At 56.3% G+C, this 17878-nt stretch carries 15 protein-coding genes and 3 pseudogenes; 8 read left to right on the top strand and 10 right to left on the bottom strand.

Going from position 1 to position 17878, the window contains the following annotated elements; translation table 11 throughout:
* Nucleotides 1-114 precede the first annotated feature (114 nt).
* Nucleotides 115-1014 (top strand): lipid A hydroxylase LpxO, encoded by a 900-nt coding sequence (gene lpxO / locus ACYZT5_RS08730; protein WP_462050730.1) that lies wholly within the window; start codon nt 115-117, stop codon nt 1012-1014.
* Nucleotides 1015-1134: 120 nt separating this feature from the next.
* Here the strand turns inward: lpxO and ku are convergent, their stop codons facing one another.
* Entirely contained in the window at nt 1135-1983 is an 849-nt protein-coding gene (gene ku, locus ACYZT5_RS08725) for a non-homologous end joining protein Ku (RefSeq protein ID WP_462050729.1), read from the bottom strand.
* Between the two features lie 203 nt (nt 1984-2186).
* Here ku and ACYZT5_RS08720 point away from each other — a divergent pair, with 203 nt between their 5' ends.
* Together ACYZT5_RS08720 and ACYZT5_RS08715 are read left to right on the top strand one after the other, a co-directional pair.
* Nucleotides 2187-2543: a hypothetical protein gene (locus ACYZT5_RS08720; RefSeq protein ID WP_462050728.1), complete on the top strand. Its 357-nt coding sequence runs from the start codon at nt 2187-2189 to the stop codon at nt 2541-2543.
* Nucleotides 2544-2594: 51 nt separating this feature from the next.
* A complete protein-coding gene (locus ACYZT5_RS08715; RefSeq protein ID WP_462050727.1) occupies nt 2595-3746 on the top strand; it encodes a PQQ-dependent sugar dehydrogenase in 1152 nt (383 codons plus the stop codon).
* Nucleotides 3747-3764: 18 nt separating this feature from the next.
* Here the strand turns inward: ACYZT5_RS08715 and rimI are convergent, their stop codons facing one another.
* On the bottom strand, nt 3765-4862 hold the full coding sequence (gene rimI, locus ACYZT5_RS08710) for a ribosomal protein S18-alanine N-acetyltransferase (RefSeq protein ID WP_462050726.1): 1098 nt from the start codon (nt 4860-4862) through the stop codon (nt 3765-3767).
* A gap of 92 nt (nt 4863-4954) precedes the next feature.
* Between rimI and ACYZT5_RS08705 the strand changes: the two genes are divergently transcribed.
* Together ACYZT5_RS08705 and ACYZT5_RS08700 are read left to right on the top strand one after the other, a co-directional pair.
* The gene (locus tag ACYZT5_RS08705) at nt 4955-6529 is read left to right on the top strand and encodes a RimK family protein (RefSeq protein WP_462050725.1); all 1575 of its coding nucleotides are present in this window, start codon (nt 4955-4957) and stop codon (nt 6527-6529) included.
* Between the two features lie 7 nt (nt 6530-6536).
* Nucleotides 6537-7460 carry a magnesium transporter CorA family protein gene (locus tag ACYZT5_RS08700; RefSeq protein WP_462050724.1) on the top strand — a complete coding sequence of 308 codons (924 nt, stop codon included), beginning with the start codon at nt 6537-6539 and terminating at the stop codon, nt 7458-7460.
* A gap of 143 nt (nt 7461-7603) precedes the next feature.
* On the opposite strand, the gene ACYZT5_RS08695 is transcribed toward ACYZT5_RS08700, so the two are convergent.
* Nucleotides 7604-7939, bottom strand: coding sequence for a DUF2834 domain-containing protein (locus ACYZT5_RS08695; protein ID WP_462050723.1), 336 nt, complete (start codon nt 7937-7939; stop codon nt 7604-7606).
* 248 nt (nt 7940-8187) lie between these two features.
* On the opposite strand from ACYZT5_RS08695, the pseudogene ilvA reads away from it, so the two are divergent.
* Nucleotides 8188-9183, top strand: a pseudogene (gene ilvA, locus ACYZT5_RS08690) (threonine ammonia-lyase, biosynthetic); the annotation flags it as partial.
* A 419-nt stretch (nt 9184-9602) separates the two neighbouring features.
* A complete protein-coding gene (locus tag ACYZT5_RS08685; RefSeq protein ID WP_462050722.1) occupies nt 9603-9872 on the top strand; it encodes a DUF1652 domain-containing protein in 270 nt (89 codons plus the stop codon).
* Here the strand turns inward: ACYZT5_RS08685 and ACYZT5_RS08680 are convergent.
* Nucleotides 9869-10048 (bottom strand): annotated as a pseudogene (locus ACYZT5_RS08680) (hypothetical protein); the annotation flags it as partial. The gene ACYZT5_RS08685 and the pseudogene ACYZT5_RS08680 sit on opposite strands and share 4 nt — an antisense overlap.
* A gap of 149 nt (nt 10049-10197) precedes the next feature.
* Entirely contained in the window at nt 10198-10467 is a 270-nt protein-coding gene (locus tag ACYZT5_RS08675; RefSeq protein WP_462050721.1) for a DUF2790 domain-containing protein, read from the bottom strand.
* 509 nt (nt 10468-10976) lie between these two features.
* On the opposite strand from ACYZT5_RS08675, the gene ACYZT5_RS08670 reads away from it, so the two are divergent.
* On the top strand, nt 10977-11273 hold the full coding sequence (locus tag ACYZT5_RS08670; RefSeq protein WP_462050720.1) for a hypothetical protein: 297 nt from the start codon (nt 10977-10979) through the stop codon (nt 11271-11273).
* A 187-nt stretch (nt 11274-11460) separates the two neighbouring features.
* Here ACYZT5_RS08670 and ACYZT5_RS08665 read toward each other — a convergent pair whose 3' ends face one another.
* From ACYZT5_RS08665 to ACYZT5_RS08645, 5 genes and pseudogenes are all read right to left on the bottom strand, one after another.
* Entirely contained in the window at nt 11461-12111 is a 651-nt protein-coding gene (locus ACYZT5_RS08665; protein WP_462052218.1) for a DUF2931 family protein, read from the bottom strand.
* A 21-nt stretch (nt 12112-12132) separates the two neighbouring features.
* A pseudogene (locus tag ACYZT5_RS08660) lies at nt 12133-12468 on the bottom strand (DUF2931 family protein); the annotation flags it as partial.
* A gap of 81 nt (nt 12469-12549) precedes the next feature.
* Complete coding sequence (locus ACYZT5_RS08655) at nt 12550-13200, bottom strand: DUF2931 family protein (protein ID WP_462050719.1); 651 nt, start codon at nt 13198-13200, stop codon at nt 12550-12552.
* Nucleotides 13193-16687 (bottom strand): type VI secretion system tip protein TssI/VgrG, encoded by a 3495-nt coding sequence (gene tssI, locus ACYZT5_RS08650; protein WP_462050718.1) that lies wholly within the window; start codon nt 16685-16687, stop codon nt 13193-13195. Before tssI ends, ACYZT5_RS08655 begins: the two co-directional genes overlap by 8 nt.
* Nucleotides 16688-16934: 247 nt before the next feature.
* Nucleotides 16935-17876, bottom strand: a complete 942-nt coding sequence (locus tag ACYZT5_RS08645; RefSeq protein WP_462050717.1) for a carbohydrate kinase family protein — start codon at nt 17874-17876, stop codon at nt 16935-16937.
* Nucleotides 17877-17878: the final 2 nt, after the last annotated feature.

Below are 17878 nucleotides of genomic sequence, written 5' to 3'. Positions count from 1 at the left end.
TCAAGGTCGCGCCATCGGGACTGCTGTTTCGTATTCAGACGCTGCACAAGACCCTTGGGCCGGTTGGCCGGCAAGGGACGCAGCTTGTTCACTTCAGACGTGTGACGATTTTTTGTGAAACTGATCATTGCCGCTATTTACGTTGTATCCATTGCGTACATTCACTTGCGCGGACACGTGCGCCACAAGCTGGGACGCCAACTGAGCGACCACTCGACGTTTCTGGCGCCGATCAACTGCTTCCTTTATCTGTTCTCGAAAATCCCCAATAAGCCTTATCTCAACCCGGCCGATTTCCCTGATTTGAGTCCGTTGCAGGACCATTGGGAAGAAATTCGCGCCGAGGGCCAGCACCTGCTCAAGGCCGGAGAGATCAAGCGCTCGAATCAATACGACGACGTTGGCTTCAACTCGTTCTTCAAGACTGGCTGGAAACGTTTCTACCTGAAGTGGTACGGCGACAGCCATCCTTCGGCCATGAAACTCTGCCCGCGTACCACCGAACTGGTGCAAAGCATCGGCTCGATCAAGGCCGCGATGTTCGCCGAGTTGCCACCGGGTTCGAAACTGGTCCGTCACCGCGATCCTTATGCCGGTTCCTACCGTTACCACCTGGGCCTGGAAACACCGAACGATGCCGGTTGCTACATCAACGTCGATGGCGAGAACTACCACTGGCGCGACGGTGAAGCGGTCATGTTCGACGAGACCTTCATTCATTACGCCGAAAACACCACCCAGCAGAACCGCATCATTCTGTTCTGTGACGTTGAGCGCCCGATGAAGTATCGCTGGGCGACGGCGTTCAACGGCTGGTTCAGCCGTAATGTGATGTCGGCGGCGGGCGCGCCTAACGATGTGGGTGACAAGACCGGCGGTATCAACCGCTTGTTTGCCAAAATCTACAAGATTCGCCTGCGCGGCAAGGCGCTCAAGAAGCGTAACCGCAAGCTCTATTACCTCGAAAAGTGGGCGATTTTTGGTGGGTTGCTGGCGATTTTCGTCCTGATCTGAATGTTGTGTTGCGGCGTATAAAGCCTTCGCGAGCAGGCTCGCTCCCACAGTTAACCGCGATCACCTGTGGGAGCGAGCCTGCTCGCGATGGGGCCATAACATTCACCGCACAATCCTCAATCAGCCACGAGAAGTCTTCGTGGCTTTTTTGTGTGCGGCTGGTTTGGTTTTACCGGCACTCTTGCCCCCAAGACTACGCTTGAGCAGCTCGGTCAAATCAATGACATCCGCGGTTTTACGCTCCTCTTCACCCGTCGCCGTTTCCACATCCTCGATCTTGCCTTCATTAGCCTTCTTCTCAACCAGCGCCATGATCTTGTCTTCAAAACTGTCGCGGTAATCCTCAGGCTTCCAGTCGGCGCTCATGTCTTCAACCAGTCGTTTGGCCATGTCCAGTTCGCCCTTGGCCAGTTCGGGCTTGGTGACTTCACTGCCCAACTCGAGCGTATCCAGACTTCGCACTTCGGCAGGCCAGCGCAGCATCACCAGCACCATCGCTGATTCCAATGGCATCAGCGCCGCCAGATGCTGACGGGTATGCAAGACAACGTGGGCGAGGGCGACCTTGTTGGTTTTGCTGAGGGTTTCGCGCAATAGCGCATACACCTTGCCACCGCGTTTATCCGGTGCGAGGTAGTAGGGCGTATCGATGTTTTGCAGGGGGATCTGTTCGCTGTCGACGAAGGAAAAGATGTCGATGGTCTGAGTGGACAGCGGGTGCGCCGACTTGATTTCCTCTTCGCTGAGGACCACATACCGACCCTTTTCGTACTGCACACCTTTGACGATGTGTTCCTTGGTGACTTCCTTGCCGGTGACCTTGTTGACGCGCTTGTAGCCCACCGCGTCCATGCTGCGGCTGTCGAGCCAGTCGAAATCCACCCCTTGAGAAGACGTCGCCGAGACCAGCGCGACAGGGATATGCACCAGACCGAAACTGATTGCGCCTTTCCAGATTGCCCGTGCCATTGTCGTCTTCTCGCGAGTGATGTTCAGGTGACCGGTGACGCTGTGCAAAAGTTTCAGCGGGTTGCGGCCCGGTCCTGCGGGCGGATCGGCGGTGGGGTCAACTCGTGTTACATCTTGTGAAGGAGGTTTTAGTTAACAAATCCGAACCTCGGGCGTAGCGTGCTATCGAAGACCCTATCCACGCTGATGTCGAGAGGCTCCCCATGAACAGATTTGTGCTCGGCTGCACCGCGTTGGCGCTGAGTGGTGTGCTGAGCAATCTGGCCCACGCCGACACCGCAGCGCCACCTTCGTCATTGCTGTTGGCCCAGAGCCCGACGGGCAATACCAGCAATCCTTACAACAGCCCGATTCGCCGGGCCAATCCCAACAGCATGCAAGGCACGCAACCCAGCGCGCCGGCCATCCGTGGGCCGAACACAGTGCCCGTGCCGCGCCCACCGACGCTTGACAATGGTGGCGTCGGCAACCGCTATCCCCAAGGCCGGCCGCCTCCCGCCACCCCACCGAAACTCATCCCCAATCCACCTCATCGAGATGCGGACACCAGCAACCGTTGAACGGCAGGACAGCGTTCTTTCAAGCCATTCGAACGACAAAAGGAATCGTGCATGTTGCGTAAGACCCTTCTGGCCACACTGTGTGCCAGCGCACTGATCACCGCCACGGCACCCGTTTTCGCGGCGCCGCCCCAGCATTTGAAAAGCGAACAGGGCACCCTTGAGGTGACGCCGATTACCAAGGGGCTCGACCATCCCTGGGCCTTGGCGTTTCTGCCCGATCGCCAAGGGATGCTGGTGACCGAACGGCCCGGCAACCTGCGGGTAGTCAGCGCCGAGGGTAAACTTTCTGCTCCGCTCAGTGGCGTGCCAAAGGTGTGGGCCAAGGGGCAGGGCGGCTTGCTGGATGTGGTGTTGTCGCCTGACTTCAAGCAAGACCGCACGGTCTATCTGTCTTATGCCGAAGGTGGCGGTGAGGGCGACAAGGCCGGGACGGCGGTCGGTCGTGGACGTCTGTCTGACGACCTGACGGCCATCAAGGATTTCAAAGTGATCTTTCGCCAGGAGCCTAAGCTTTCGGTCGGTAACCACTTTGGTTCACGCCTGGTGTTCGACCGCGACGGCTATCTGTTCATCACTCTTGGCGAGAACAACGACCGGCCGACTGCTCAGGACCTCGACAAGCTGCAAGGCAAGATCGTGCGGATCTATCCGGACGGCAAGGTGCCGGATGACAACCCCTTTGTCGGTCAGGCCGGCGTACGCCCGGAAATCTGGTCCTATGGGCATCGCAATCCGCAAGGCGCGGCCCTCAATCCCTGGACCGGCACCCTCTGGGAAAACGAGCACGGTCCCCAGGGTGGCGACGAAATCAACATCATCGAGCGTGGCAAGAACTACGGCTGGCCGATGGCAACCCATGGCATCAACTATTCCGGCCAGCCGATTCCGGAAGCCAAGGGCACGTCCGCCGAAGGCACCGTCGCACCGCACCATGTCTGGGAAAAGTCCCCCGGTCTCAGCGGCATGGCGTTTTACGACGCTGACCGCTTCAAGGCCTGGCAGCACAACGTGTTTATCGGCGCGCTGGTGAGTCAGGAGTTGATCCGCTTGCAATTCGATGGCGACAGGGTGGTTCACGAAGAGCGTTTGCTCGGCGAACTCAACAAGCGCATTCGCGATGTGCGACAGGGTCCGGACGGGTATTTGTATGTGCTGACCGATGAGGACGACGGAACGCTGTACAAGATCGGCCTGAAGTAACCCATCCAACAAGGAGTTTCACCGCTGGGCATAGAGGATCACCGCCGCCCGCAACTTGCCTCGTCCGAAGCTGCTCATCTTGTCGAACTCCCCATGACTGACCGGCAAATGCTGGCAGTCCATGGGTTGGCGATGCTGGCTGTGATCGACATCCGGGTCATGCAGGTAGACGAACTCTTCATCGCAATCGGTGACGATCACCCAATGCGGTGACTTCGAGCGGGTGAGTCGATAACAACTGATCAGCACCAACGGCTGGCCGCCAGCGTCCAGCAACTGGCGCAGATGCAGTGGCCCCCCAATCACCCGTTCGACGTCAGTGGCTTGCAACTGCTGCGTAAACTCCTCGTGCACCAGACGCATTACGTCTTTTTTATGCTCATCGCGCACACCATCGAGAAACAACGGCCCGGCCATGCTCAGTTGCAGGCCCACCCGAAACCCCCGTCGTGATGCCGCCAATGCAAGGCCTTGAGGGCTACAGCCACCGTGACCGGCGGTCATGAACACGGTGGTCGCCTCGCGCCAGATCTGCAGTTCTTCGCGGCGCTCCAGCACTCGATCCTGTTGCAGTGCACCCATGGCCATCAGCAGGCAGGCCGGGCCACAGGTGAAATCGGTGGTCTGCGGGTAATAAGGCACCTTGATATTGCGTGAATCGCGGTGCTGAAGGATGCGCTTTTCCAGCCGCAGCGCGTCGGCATGGTCCTGGTAATAGTCATGGATCAGAGCGAAACGCCGGTAGCCATTGCGCTCATATAGGGCAATCGCCGCTGGATTGTCGATGCGTACCTCAAGCCGCAAGTAGGCGCAATCATGCTCAAGCGCACAGGCTTCGATGCGGTCAAGCAACTGCTTGCCCAGTCCGCTGCCGCGTGCCTCGGTCGCGATTGCAATTGAATAGAGCCGAGCCAGCGAGGTGCCGCGGTGAAACAGCACGACCGCGTAACCCACCAGATGCTCGCCACGCTGGGCTACCAGCAATTGCCCGTGCGCTCGAGTGATCATCCATAAAAAGCTGCGACTGTTAAGCCGATCCGTGGTGAAACATTGTTGTTCGAGTTCCAGCAGTGCCGGTAAGTCTTCAACGACCGCCAAGCGAAAAACCAGATTCATATGACCACCGTAAAAGTTGCGTAACGAAACGGGACTTTCTAAAAAGTTCGTGCTTAATAGGAAAGGTCTTGTTCTCCAACGGATCAATCACTATGTCAGCGGTACAGGGTCATTGGCGCGAAGTATCCGAGCAAACTTTGCCGGCAGCAACGTATTTAAATGACGGGGTTAGAACTTCCAGCCAGTTGATTATCATCGTCGAACGCAGGGAAGACTGGGCCTCCTACTTCCCCAGTGAAGACATCGTCAGCGCCCAGGAATACCTCGAAAAAACCCGTGCGAACGAGCAGGGCAAGCGGGTCCAGGTGATCAACCTGTGCCGCAGCTACAAGTACCTGGGGCACGGTTATTACTGCTCGCTGCTGGCCGAAGCCCGTGGGCACAAGGTAATTCCGTCGGTGCGGACCATCAGCGAACTGACTCGAAAATCCTTGTACGGTCTGGCCCTGGATGATCTGGATAAAACCCTGGAAAAAGCCCTTAGTCATCATCTTTACAGTGATACCGAAGGCTTTACCCTGACACTTTACTTTGGCAAGACTCATATCGAGCCGTTGCAGGATTTGGCGCGACAGTTGTTCGAAGTCTTTCCGTGTCCGATATTGTTGGTTGAGTTTCGTCGAACGAATGGTTGGCACATCGAAGGCATAAAGTCTGGCGCCTTACATAAGTTGCGCGAAGATCAGGAAGACCAGTTCGCTAACTCACTCGATAGTTTCAGCCGCAAGATCTGGCGCGTGCCGCGTTCCCGGCGTTTGGCCCGTTATGACCTGGCAATCCTCCACGATCCCCAGGAAGCGTTGCCGCCGTCGAATGCCAAGGCGCTGGACAACTTCGTCAGGGTTGGCAAGACGTTGGGCATCGACGTCGAGCTGATTGAGCGCAAGGACTACGCGCGTATCGCCGAATACGACGGGCTGCTGATCCGCGAGACGACAAGCGTCGACAACCATACCTACCGCTTTGCCAAGAAAGCCGAGAGCGAAGGGCTGGTGGTGATGGACGACCCGGCATCGATTCTGCGTTGCACCAACAAGGTGTATCTGACCGATCTGCTCAAGAGCCATCAACTGGGCATGCCCGCCACCGAAATTCTGTACAAGGAGCGACCGGAAGATTTCGAGCGGGTTGGCGAGCGCCTCGGTTTCCCGTTGGTATTGAAGATTCCCGACGGCTGTTTCTCTCGGGGTGTGATCAAGGTCGAAAGCCAGCAAGCCTTGCTCGAAGCCACGGCCGAACTGTTTGAACATTCCGTGCTGTTGCTGGCTCAGGAATTTTTCTACACCGAATACGACTGGCGCATCGGCGTGCTCAACCGCAAACCGATCTTTGCCTGCCAGTACTTCATGTCCAAGGGCCATTGGCAGATCTACAACCACAAGGCCAAGGGCCAGGACATCAACGGCGAATGCCGAACCCTGGCGGTTCACGAAGCCCCGCGGGCGGTGGTGGAACTGGCGGTGAAGACCGCGAACCTGATCGGCGACGGCCTCTACGGCGTCGACCTCAAGCAGTCCGGCGACAAAGTGGTGGTGATCGAGGTCAACGACAACCCGAACATGGACGCCGGCATCGAAGACGCTTACTTGCAGGACGATCTGTATTCACTGGTGCTGGAAGAGTTCGTTCGCCGCCTGGAACTCAAGCGCCGCGGCCAGGCTTGGTGAGCGGCGGATGATCAAGAGCTTTCAACTGATTCACGGCGCCCTGAAAGCGGTCGAACGGCTGGACGCCGAAGTGATGCTGTTCAACAACCCCGATGCGGCCGAGCGGGACTTGCTGCACAGCCATTTCAAAGTCGATGAACACGCCCTGGCCTCGGCATTGGACCCCGACGAGGTGTCTCGCATTGAGTTTCACCCTGATAACCTGTTCCTGATCTGGAAACGCCCGGAAAACTATTCCGGTGCCGGCAGCCTGGCTTTTGAAGTGTCGTCGTGCGGTTTGCTGTTTTCCGAGCATCGTTTGCTGGTGATCGCCACCGACGACGCGCCGCTCAGTGGCCTCGGCATGCGGCAGCCGCTGAACACGCCGCTGGATGTGTTGCTCGACCTGCTGTTCAACAACATCCATCACTATTTGGGCCACCTGAAGGTGATCAAGCTGGTTGCCCGGGAGTTGCAGCAGAAGTTCAACGCGTCGATGCAGAACCAGCACCTGATCCAGATGTTCAACCTCAGCGAAAGCCTGATCTATTACATCAACGCGATTCACAGCAACGGCGCAGTCCTGACCCGGTTGCGCAATCACGCCGCAAAGGAACATTTCAGCGCCGAAGCCATTGGCCTGATCGACGACCTGATCATCGAAAACAACCAGTGCTACAAACAGGCGGAAATCTACTCCACGGTGTTCTCTGGCCTCATCGACGCCCGGGGCAACCTGATGAACAACAGCATGAACGACCTGCTGCGCAAACTGACGTTGATCAATGTGGTGTTTCTGCCGCTGAACCTGATTGCAAGTATTGGCGGCATGTCCGAGTTCAGCATGATGACGGCGGGCGTGCCGTGGTGGGTTTCATATCCGCTGTTTCTGACCGCGATGATGATTGGAGCTGGAGTGATGGTGCTCGGGCTCAGGCGGTTGGCGAAATAACATCGGTGGCTGTGAGATCGTCATCGCGAGCAGGCTCGCTCCCACAGGGTTCTGCGAAGGACTCTAAATCTTGGCCCATTCAGATCCAATGTGGGAGCGAGCCTGCTCGCGATAGCTATATCAAAATCGCCATAATGTTCGGATCAGACCTGTTGAGTCGCAGCGACAGATTTCTTGCGACTTTGAAATTCCCGCACGACCAAATACAACAAAGGCCCGATGGATACAAAAATCGCCGTAACCAGCAGATAAGGAATCACCGACAATCCCGACCGCCCACGCTTGCGCGCATCCTTGTACATCCAGATCCCGGCCAGCGTCGCCAGCAGGTAAAGATCAATCACCACCTGCGCAGTATCAGGTCGCGACATCAGGCTGATGCCGAAATCGATCAACGACTGTTCGGCCTGGAGCATCACCGAAACGGTGTAACCCGCGAAGGCAATAAGGGCAATGAGGGGCAGGGCGACAGACTTCATGGTTTCCTTCCTTGGGACGATGAGCAGAAACGCCAGCCTACAGAGGCCGAAGAAAATTGGCCATTGACTTGCCATCTGCGTCCGGCTAATTTTCAGCCATGACTTCCACCGTATTGCGCTGCCAGCCAAGCATTATTACCGCCATTCCTTATTTGGCGGGCTAGCTCACGACTGCAGCACCCAACCCGCCCTAGAGGCGGGTTTTTACTTTCTGTCTCTTGGGCTCCGATTAAAGTCAGGAGACGACCATGAGCTGCATCCCCGCCCAGCAGGCCTTGCTTGAGCATTACGTGAAAAAGATCCTTGCCGCGCCCGTGTATGAGCTCGCGGTGCGTACGCCGTTGCAACCGGCGCCAGCGCTGTCCGAGGCACTTGGCAATCAGATTCTGCTCAAGCGCGAAGACTTGCAGCCGACCTTTTCCTTCAAGATCCGCGGCGCCTACAACAAACTGGTGCAACTGAGCGATGAGCAAAAGGCTCGCGGCGTGATCACGGCTTCAGCAGGCAATCATGCCCAGGGCGTGGCGCTGGCGGCGCGTGAATTGGGGATCGCCGCAACCATTGTGATGCCGTGCACGACGCCGGAGTTGAAGGTTCTCGGTGTGCGCAGTCGGGGCGCCGATGCGGTGCTGTATGGCGAGAGTTTTCCGTTTGCGCTGGAATATGCGCTGAGCCTGGCGCGGCAAACCGGTCGCACCTTTGTCTCGCCCTTCGACGACCCGGACGTGATCGCCGGGCAGGGCACCGTCGCCATGGAAATCCTGCGTCAGCATCAAGGGCCGCTGGACGCGATCTTCGTCCCGGTGGGGGGTGGTGGCCTGATCGCTGGTATTGCGGCGTACGTCAAATACCTGCGACCTGAAGTCCGCATCATCGGTGTCGAGTCAGAACATTCCGCGTGTCTGTACGCCGCATTACAGGCCGGTGAGCGAGTTGTCCTGCCCAGTGTAGGAACGTTCGCCGATGGCGTGGCAGTGGCGCAGATCGGCGCCTATGGCTACGAAGTCTGCCGGTTCTGCGTCGATGAGGTGATTACCGTCAGCAACGACGAACTCTGTGGCGCAATCAAGAACATCTACGACGATACCCGCTCGATCACCGAACCTTCCGGTGCATTGGCCGTGGCCGGAATCAAAAAATACGTGGCGCAAACCGGGACCCGAGGTCAGACCCTGGTCGCCATCGACTCGGGGGCCAACATCAATTTTGATAGTTTGCGGCATGTGGCCGAACGCGCCGCATTGAGCGGCGCCCCGGTGTAAGGATGTCAGGCCAGCAGCGGGCGCTGGATTTTGCGGCGTGAGCGATGATCGAAAGCCCGGCAACAATCTGCCCAACGGTAGTGATTAGGGTCAAAGAACCCATGATGCCTCCTTGCGTGTGTGGGGAGGCGGTGGATACTGAATGTCTGGCCGCATTCTTACTGCCGTCAGCTGCGAATGCAAACATCGGAATGTGTGCAAATTGCGGGGTCACAACCGGCCTTTCTTGCAGATTGCATGAGGCCATTTAGCGATTGTTTCGCTAAATCTTTGATTTACCGATGAGCTGCAGGGCGAAATTCCGGGCATGTTTTATGCTGTAGTTGGTCTTGAGCTGACCGGGGATTTCATTGAGTCAGTATCGTTAGTTAATTGCAGTCTCACATTAAGGAGAGGGTCTTATGTTTCTTTCTGCCTTGGAGCTTCGCAATATCATTGAAAGCAGTTTTCTACCTAAACGTTGTCAGTGCACGCTGTCACCGGACCTGTCCATGACCGTTAAGGTGTATTCCGATCGTGAAACCGATCACCTGGATCTAATGAAGACAGGAATAAATGCCCAACAGCTAAATGGTTGTCGAGAAATCAATGACCTGATTGCAGGACTGCGCTCTGACATGCAGCACCAGGCCGTTGCCCAGCCTCTGCATCCAGCCAGAAAAGCGCTTTAACCCACGGTTTCGAGTTCCATCGACACGCGCTTGGTCTGGAGAAAAGCCAGACCCAGCGCCAGTTCGACCACCACCGCAAGCAATATGCCCGGACCGGCATGGCCATTGAGCCATTCGCCGAAGCCCAGTGCTGCCAATCCCCAACAGCCGACCATGAAGCCATTGCTCAATGCATGCCAGCAAAAAACACAGAAGGGCAGTGAAGGTCGACAAGGTACGAAACGATAACTGCATGGCGAATCCTTGCGGCAGTGGGGGGAGGCGCAGAGCACAGCGCCAGAACCCCTCACAGGAATACCGCAAAGTGTTGAATCAGACCTTTCAGTCAGTTTTGATAACTGCAAGCGTCGGAAAGCTTCCGATAGGAGATTTCCGCAGGCTTGCCCGAGGTGCTATCGATGTACTTCATGTCGGCCGTTATCACTTTGCAATCCAGCGTATTCGGCTCAGTCAGGGCAACGACCTTACCCACGTGAAGCGGCATGCCGTAGTGATAGGGCACGGCCTGGGAGGTTGTAGTGTCATTGGCCTGAGCCAGTCCGGCGAACGCGGTGCAGGCGAGGGCGGTGGTCATCAGCAAGGTGCGCATGTTCATGAATGGTCTCCGGTGCAGGCTTAAAGTCAGCTCGACGTGTGAGGCGCCGAACCTGCCGCACTGGGCGTCAGAAGAGTCTGAAGGCGTGCGGTCCAGTAAAGTTTTGGACCGCGGGGTTAAGCGATGGTTAACCCGACTGCATGCCGCCTGTCGTGAGGAGGTTTCTGACAGAGGTTTCATGTAGGTAAAAAAACTGAGGGAGCTTCGGCCCGTTCCTACACGCTCGGACTCTTTGTCGTCTTTCGCCGGCAAGCTACCAGCGTTTACTGTTTGACCTCGCTGCAAAATCAGCGAGCAGGTTTGGTCACCTGATGCCTTCACACATTTGTGTGCCATCATTCGCGCTGCGGACATCTATGTCCTCGTAGTGCGTTGCAATGGCGGCTGTGTGCGGGACGCCTTCGGGCGAGCCGATTTGATGGTATCGGTTGACCAAGCCTGTACACAGTCCGCCTCCCATCGTTTGGTCACGGTGCTGGCGGTTATTTACTAATCATCGAGTAATTACTATGCCTACGCTAAATCCGTTTCCCGATCGCTACCGCCCAATCAAAAGCAGCGTTACCGACACAAACCCAATGGTCATCGATACAGAGGCCAATCCCCAAGACATTCTCGAAGCCGCTTTACAGCGTATCCGAGCCTCCAGCCAGTTACTTGAAACGCTCCATTGCCAATGCTTCAAGCATGGCGATGTTCAAGATATTCCGCACATTACTCACGCGCTTTATCTGCTGACGCAAGATGGGTGCGATTTGCTGAAGGTTGCGCAGCAGCGGTTGATGGGGTGGAAGGCGCCGGTCTGACTTCTGGCATTTACAGACAATCCAGCGCCTGTCAGCGCTGGATTGTTTATGGCGGGGTGTTTTATCTGATTGATGAGATACTCACCTGAGGCGTACGACCTTGAACCCATGGCCATTAGGAACTTTAAGCTTTCGCATTGAAACAGTGACTTTAAGGGGCGGATTTAATTATTTGACAGTGCTGTTATTACCAAGAACCATACGGCACACCAAATTTTTCGACATAGGCTTTAGAAATTTCGGAAAGAGGACGGTGTTTACCTCCAGACTTTCCTTCATATGACCCACGTGGATCAACTTCGGCCTGCACTCGCGTAACCTCAATCGGCGTCAAGCATGGGCCGACTACCCAGACTTTGGCGATGCCGCCAGGGGCCAGACCTACAACAATTGCCTTGCGATAACCCGTAATCCATTTCCCATCGGCAGCACAGAAAGTCTTTTCACCCTTTCGCATGATCTCTCTAGTTGACTCAGGAATGTCGATAGCCATTTTGTAGGTTTTGGGCTCGACCAGTGATTGCCAGCGGACATAGATTTTTTTCGGCAGGTCCGCCCGCATTACATATTTGCCTTTCCCCCAGCCTGGCCTTGCAGGCCAACCTTTAGGGTCGCCGGTAAGGTTCGAGGGCTTCAGCATTTCAGCGTTTCCACTCATGGCACGTCTATAGACGTTACCCTGCATATCTATGACGTCGGCTGTTTCGATCCAGACCTCCATATAGCTAGGCGCATAGAAGCCCAAGCGCCAAGCGTCGTATGGCAATGACTCGCTATTGGCAAATGTACAGCCACTGAGCAAGGACGCGACGATAGCGATACGTACAAATTTACTCATTAGGATTTTGTCGCTGGCCACTTACCAAGAGCCATATGGCACACCAAATTTTTCGACGTAGGCTTTGGAAACTGCCGAAAGAGGACGGTGGTGACCTCCAGACTCGCCCTCGTATGGACCACGCGGATCAATCTCAGCTTTCACCGTAGTCACCTCGATCGGTGTCATGCAAGGACCGCCTACCCAGACTTTAGCGATACCACCGGGGACCAGTCTTATACCGATTGACTGACGATATCCGGTGATCCATTTACCGTCGGCAGCGCAGAAAACTTTTTCGCCTTTGCGCATGATCTCGCGAGTCGACTCGGGTATATCAATTGCCATCTTGTACGTTTGAGGCTCGACCAGCGATTGCCGCGAATGCAAAGCCACTGAGCATGAACGCGACGATGACAATACTTAAAAATCTACTCATTAGGATTTTGTGGTTGGCCACTACCAAGAGCCATATGGCACACCAAATTTTTCGACGTAGGCTTTGGAAACTGCCGAAAGCGGGCGATGTTTACCTCCAGACTCTCCCCCGTACGGACCACGAGGAGCAATCTCAGCTTTCACCCTAGTAACTTCGATCGGTGTCATGCAGGGACCGGCTACCCAGACTTTAGCGATGCCTCCGGGAACCAGCATGATAGCGATAGAGTCCCGATATCCGGTGATCCATTTTCCGTCGGCTGCGCAGAAAACCTTTTCCCCCTCGCGCATGATCTCCTGAGTTGTCTCCGGTATGTTGATCACCATTTGGTAAGTTTGCGGTTCGGCTAGCGACTGCCAGCGGACATAGATCTTTTTGGGTAAATCTGCCCCTGTTACATTCTTACCTTTTCCGATGCTGGCTCTTTTCGGCCAGCCTTTGGGGTCGCCGGAGTTATTAGGGGGCGTTAGTATGGCTGCATTCCCGCTCATCGCACGTGGATACAGCTGTTCCTGAATATCAACTACATCTGCTGTTTCGATCCAAACCTCCATGTAGTCGGGGGCCGAGAATCCTAAGTACCAGGATTTGTAAGGCATTGACTGGCTATTGGCGAGCGCACAGCCACTGAGTAGAAAAGCGACAATACAGACACGTATAAAATTACTCATTTGGATGCACCGTGCGCACAGAGTTTTCGTCTGGTCGATTAATGAAAACTATATTCAGGTCGCTATTGTTTCGATTTTTCGCAGCGTTCCAGTTATCGGATAAATGAACGTAACGCTGGAACAACAGTTCCTCCTCCTGGGAAGTCAGTCCTGTTGTTTTGCTTTTCCCCTCAGCGTATTCCATCAATTTTTCGGAAATAGGAATGAGTTCTGCAGGTAGCGCAAGTCGCGGTTCACCTTCGTCAATCTCGCCAAACGGTACTCCATTTTCCACGGCCAGCTTGCGCATGATGCGAAAGTAGATCAAGGACAGATCACTGCGGACCTCGCGCTGACTGCTGACTGCTGCATAAACGTGTTTCATATCTTTTTGATTGCCCTTTTCAGTACTCCGAAACGGAACCTCCCAAGTTCGGACCTCCAACGAAAGGTGATATTGGGACAATTGGTCTTGAAACCTTCTCAAGTCCTGTTGGGCGAGCTTGTAACTATTGGCTTGAGCGAAAGGAACTTTCTCTTCAACCTCGCTTTTATGCGGCTTGCTAAGCAGGATGCGCTCCATTGCTTTTGGTAGATAACCACCCCCCAGGTCCGAGTGCACGCCAGGCAAGACAATATCCGCCGCTCCAAGACTATTGAGGGCAAAGTTATAACGGCGTTCATTTCGAGCGACCAGTTGGACGACTTTTTTAGCCGCATCTGGTGCCAAATAGATGTTGATTCCAGGGTTGTAGGCGTTATTTCCGTCGAGGTCTCCAACCAGCAGATTAGCAATGGCCGCGACGGTGTCATAAACACCAATAAAATTTATAGATACATCGGTTTGCGGCTTCCAAGCAAAGCTGTCAGATAATACCGAGGATCCGATGGGTAACGCTTTGGCAAGGATACTTTGGTTACCCTTTAATACTTCATTGGCAAAGTCTCTTGCCGCTGCTGAGCCGCGACTAAACCCGAAAATATCGAACTCGATTTTCGCCACACGTTTATCGGGATTGTTCTCTTGAAAGAGACGGATCACGCGAAGAAACAGCTCTGGAGTCTCTTCAACTCGGGCCCTGACGCCTTGCGCGCCTAGGCCTGTGCCTTGCGAAAATGTAGAGTCCTCCGCAGTACTGCTAGTACCGATTCCATCTACATAAACTGACAGGCTCGCTGTCTTGGCATCGATAGGCAGAGTTCTATCCGCCTGGTTTACGTAAAGGTCATATAGCCTGGCCACGTTGCTGACGTCGTTTCCGTAGCTGTTGTCCGGGGAACTCCCTTTACCGTCATAACCGTAGGAGGCGCAGAACTGACGGATATCCTCGGCCATGTCCTCCAGGTTTACATCAGGCGCAAAGCAGCCGAAGACACGCTCACTGTTGTTGCGGTTGTTGCCCGTACCATCGAAGAACATCCCGACCCGTAAGGTGATGTCCTCCTCCTCGACTTCTTCTTCCTCTTCTTCAAGTTCATCTTCCACCGCCGGTGGCGTTGCTTTAGGCGCTGCATCAGCCACTGCGGTGAACTTGCCAACCGGTGGCGCACTCAGCAATTTCCCCGAGAGGGCAGCAGCAGCTGCGCCCGGAGTGATCGGCGGCAGAATCTGAATCCCGCTACCCACCCCAGGCGAGCCCCCAGTATTGACCTTCACCTCAGCCCCACTAATTGTCACACCACCCGCATCAACCTTGACGAAACTCCCGCCAGCCTTGGCCGTCAGCTCCATGCCACCCTCAACCACAACCTTTTCCCCAGCGTTGTAGTGAATCTCCTGCCCAGCCTCGACAAACTGCGCCGTCCCCACTTTCACATGCTGAGTCGTTGCCACCGTCAGGTGATCATCAGCCCGGGTCTCAGTCTTGCGATCCAGATGGGTAATCCGATGCTCTTCAACCTTGAATTCGCTGAAAACATTGGCCTCAACGGTGTCATGCCGCTCATTGCCGACGCGAATCTTCTGATCATGCTCGATGTTTTCATCCCAATCGCGCTGGGCATGCAGGTAGATCTGTTCCGCACCTTTCTTGTCTTCAATCCGGAACTCGTTGTAACCGTTGCCGCCCGGTGAGCTGAGTGTCTTGAAGGTGCTGCGGGTTTTATTCGCCGGCAGGTCGTAGGGGACGACGTTTTCCTTGTGGTACAGGCAGCCGGTGATCAGTGGCTGATCGGGGTCACCTTCGAGGAAGGTGACGAGCACTTCCATGCCGACGCGCGGGATGGCGATGCCGCCGTAGGCGTTGCCGGCCCAGCCGGTGGCGACGCGCAGCCAGCAGCTGGTGTTGTCGTCGGCCTGGCCTTCGCGGTCCCAGTGGAACTGGACTTTGACGCGACCGTATTCGTCGCAGTGGATTTCTTCGCCCGGTGGGCCGGTGACAACGGCGGTCTGGCTGCCCAGGACCTTGGGTTTCGGGTGTTCGAGGGCAGGGCGGAAGTGCGCGTCCCACGGGGTGGCGAGGAAGCGGTTGCGGTAGCCCTGGTGGAAATCGTCTTTGTTCTGGGTGACGTCGCTGGTGACGTTTGCGCCGAGCACTTGCGGCTGTTTGCCTTCGTGCACCACTTCCAGCAGCAGCCAGAGGTCGTTCCACTCGGCGCGCGGGTGTTCGCTCAGGGCCATGAAGTGGCCGGTGGCGAGCGTGGGTTCGTCGCCTTTACCTTCGGCAAGCTTGTAGTCGCTGCGGTGGCGTTCCAGCGCACGGGTTGCCAGTTGCTTGCCGCGCTCGCGAGTGAGGAAGCGGCCGGGGTAGTCGTAGTCTTCCAGGTCCGGGGCGAATTCGCTTTTGGCGGCGCCTTCAGGAAGGATGCGCGGTTTCTCGAAGTCGTAATCGCGGCGGCTGACGCGGGTGGTACGGGTTTCCAGGCGCAGGTTGAAGCGCTTGATCACCGGTTTCTCGGCCGCCATGCCGGAGTCTTGCTGATAGGCCACGGGCGCGAGTTTGCGGAACACCGTCTGGTCATCGCCGAACACCAGTTTGTGGCCGCTGGCGGAGTGCTGGAAGTGGAAGTGAATGCCTTCCTCTTCGCACAGGCGCTGGATGAAATGCAGGTCGGATTCGTCGTACTGCACGCAGTAATCGCGTTCCGGGTAGATCGCGCCGAGCTGGAAGCTGTAGGCGTCGGCCAGGATGCCGCGCGCTTCCAGGACCTGAGCGATGATCTTTGGCACACTTAAATGCTGGAAAATCTGCTGGTCATGGTTGTGTCGCAGGTAGGCGAGTTGCGGCACCAGGCTGATGCTGTAGCGGGTCAGGCTTTTGCCAGAGTCGCCTTGCTCGATGCGATACACCAGACCGTGAATGATGCCTTTGCCGGTGGCGCCGAAGGTCAGGCAGCCGGGCTTGTGCAGTAACTCTTCGAGTTTCAGGTCGGGGCGGGCGCTGACCAGTTCGATGTCGAAACAGAACGGCTGATTGAGGGTTTCGCGACCGACGAAGCTGAGTACCTGAAGGTCAACGGAAACGCCCTCGAGCGTGAGGGAAATATGGGTTGCGTTCGCGTCCAGCATGCCTTTAATTCCGTCCTTTGAATAAGCTGGGGCGGATGGTGCAGGATTAAAGCGCCCCGTTCAAGGCAACGGGCAGTCATTTACAGACTAAAGTCGTCTGTAGCCCGTAACAGCCCTTCGGTGTTGTCACCGGAAGATGATCGTTCCCACGCTCTGCGTGGGAATGCAACCCGGGACGCTCCGCGTCCCCTCCAGAGCCGAACGCGGAGCGTCCGTTGAGGCATTCCTTTGCTGCGCGTGGGAACGATCAGTTAGGTAGTTGATGGCGATACGGCAAATCCGGCCCGGTCTTGCTGCACGTCAGCGCCGCCGCCTGCACCGCAAACCTGAGCATCCCGTCGATCTGCTCGCGGCCGAGCGATTGCACGCCCTCAACCGAATCCAGCTGCTGTTCGGTCAGCCAGGTAATCAGCGCTGCCTGAAACGTATCGCCAGCCCCCACGGTATCGGCAATCTTCACCGAACACGCGGGCACCGACCACGAACCATGGCCCTTGCTGAACACCATTGCCCCCTCGCCACCACGGGTCAGAAACACCAACTGACAGCGATGCTGCAGCCAGCCTTCAATCACCCGTTGCGGATCCTGCTCGGGATACAACAGGCTCAAATCCTCATCGCTGACTTTGATCAGGTCGGCCAGCTCAACCAAGGTGGCAATCCGCGAACGCCACAGGTCGATATTCGGCTCAGGATTGAGCCGCACGTTCGGATCAAGACTGATCAAGCGTTTGCCACTTTCTTGCTGCACCAGCGCCAGCAGCGTGTCAGCAATCGGCTGCACCACCAGCGAAAACGAGCCAATGTGCAAGCCGCGCACCTCAGGGCCCAGTTCCGGCAGATGCGCAAGTTTCAGCTGACGATCCGCGCAGCCTTCACCCCGGAAGCTGTAATGCGGCGAACCATTGGCACCGACGGCCACCATCGCCAGGGTGGTAGGCGCAGCGAAATCCACCAGGTAATCCGGGCGCACGCCTTCATCCTGCAGCACCTGCTGCAAGCGTCGACCGAGGTAGTCGGTGGACAGGCCGGCAAACAACGCAGCCTCCACCCCCAAACGGCGCAAACCGACCGCCACGTTGAACGGCGAACCGCCGGCAATCGCCTTGAAATTCACTTTTGAAGCCAGGCCGCTGGCGTCGTCTTCACTGAAGAAATCGAACAGCGCTTCGCCACACACCAGGTACATAG

This window comes from Pseudomonas sp. LB3P14, assembly GCF_054898045.1.
The sequence above is the reverse complement of the archived record's forward strand: the minus strand, read 5'-3'. Positions and strand labels throughout refer to the sequence as shown.

What these genes read in the sequence shown, in the direction of transcription:
- ku (WP_462050729.1), bottom strand. Translation starts at nt 1,983, where the DNA reads ATGGCACGGGCAATCTGGAAAGGCGCAATCAGTTTCGGTCTGGTGCAT.
- ACYZT5_RS08720 (WP_462050728.1), top strand. Translation starts at nt 2,187, where the DNA reads ATGAACAGATTTGTGCTCGGCTGCACCGCGTTGGCGCTGAGTGGTGTG.
- ACYZT5_RS08715 (WP_462050727.1), top strand. Translation starts at nt 2,595, where the DNA reads ATGTTGCGTAAGACCCTTCTGGCCACACTGTGTGCCAGCGCACTGATC.
- rimI (WP_462050726.1), bottom strand. Translation starts at nt 4,862, where the DNA reads ATGAATCTGGTTTTTCGCTTGGCGGTCGTTGAAGACTTACCGGCACTG.
- ACYZT5_RS08705 (WP_462050725.1), top strand. Translation starts at nt 4,955, where the DNA reads ATGTCAGCGGTACAGGGTCATTGGCGCGAAGTATCCGAGCAAACTTTG.
- ACYZT5_RS08700 (WP_462050724.1), top strand. Translation starts at nt 6,537, where the DNA reads ATGATCAAGAGCTTTCAACTGATTCACGGCGCCCTGAAAGCGGTCGAA.
- ACYZT5_RS08695 (WP_462050723.1), bottom strand. Translation starts at nt 7,939, where the DNA reads ATGAAGTCTGTCGCCCTGCCCCTCATTGCCCTTATTGCCTTCGCGGGT.
- ACYZT5_RS08685 (WP_462050722.1), top strand. Translation starts at nt 9,603, where the DNA reads ATGTTTCTTTCTGCCTTGGAGCTTCGCAATATCATTGAAAGCAGTTTT.
- ACYZT5_RS08675 (WP_462050721.1), bottom strand. Translation starts at nt 10,467, where the DNA reads ATGAACATGCGCACCTTGCTGATGACCACCGCCCTCGCCTGCACCGCG.
- ACYZT5_RS08670 (WP_462050720.1), top strand. Translation starts at nt 10,977, where the DNA reads ATGCCTACGCTAAATCCGTTTCCCGATCGCTACCGCCCAATCAAAAGC.
- ACYZT5_RS08665 (WP_462052218.1), bottom strand. Translation starts at nt 12,111, where the DNA reads ATGAGTAAATTTGTACGTATCGCTATCGTCGCGTCCTTGCTCAGTGGC.
- ACYZT5_RS08655 (WP_462050719.1), bottom strand. Translation starts at nt 13,200, where the DNA reads ATGAGTAATTTTATACGTGTCTGTATTGTCGCTTTTCTACTCAGTGGC.
- tssI (WP_462050718.1), bottom strand. Translation starts at nt 16,687, where the DNA reads ATGCTGGACGCGAACGCAACCCATATTTCCCTCACGCTCGAGGGCGTT.
- ACYZT5_RS08645 (WP_462050717.1), bottom strand. Translation starts at nt 17,876, where the DNA reads ATGTACCTGGTGTGTGGCGAAGCGCTGTTCGATTTCTTCAGTGAAGAC.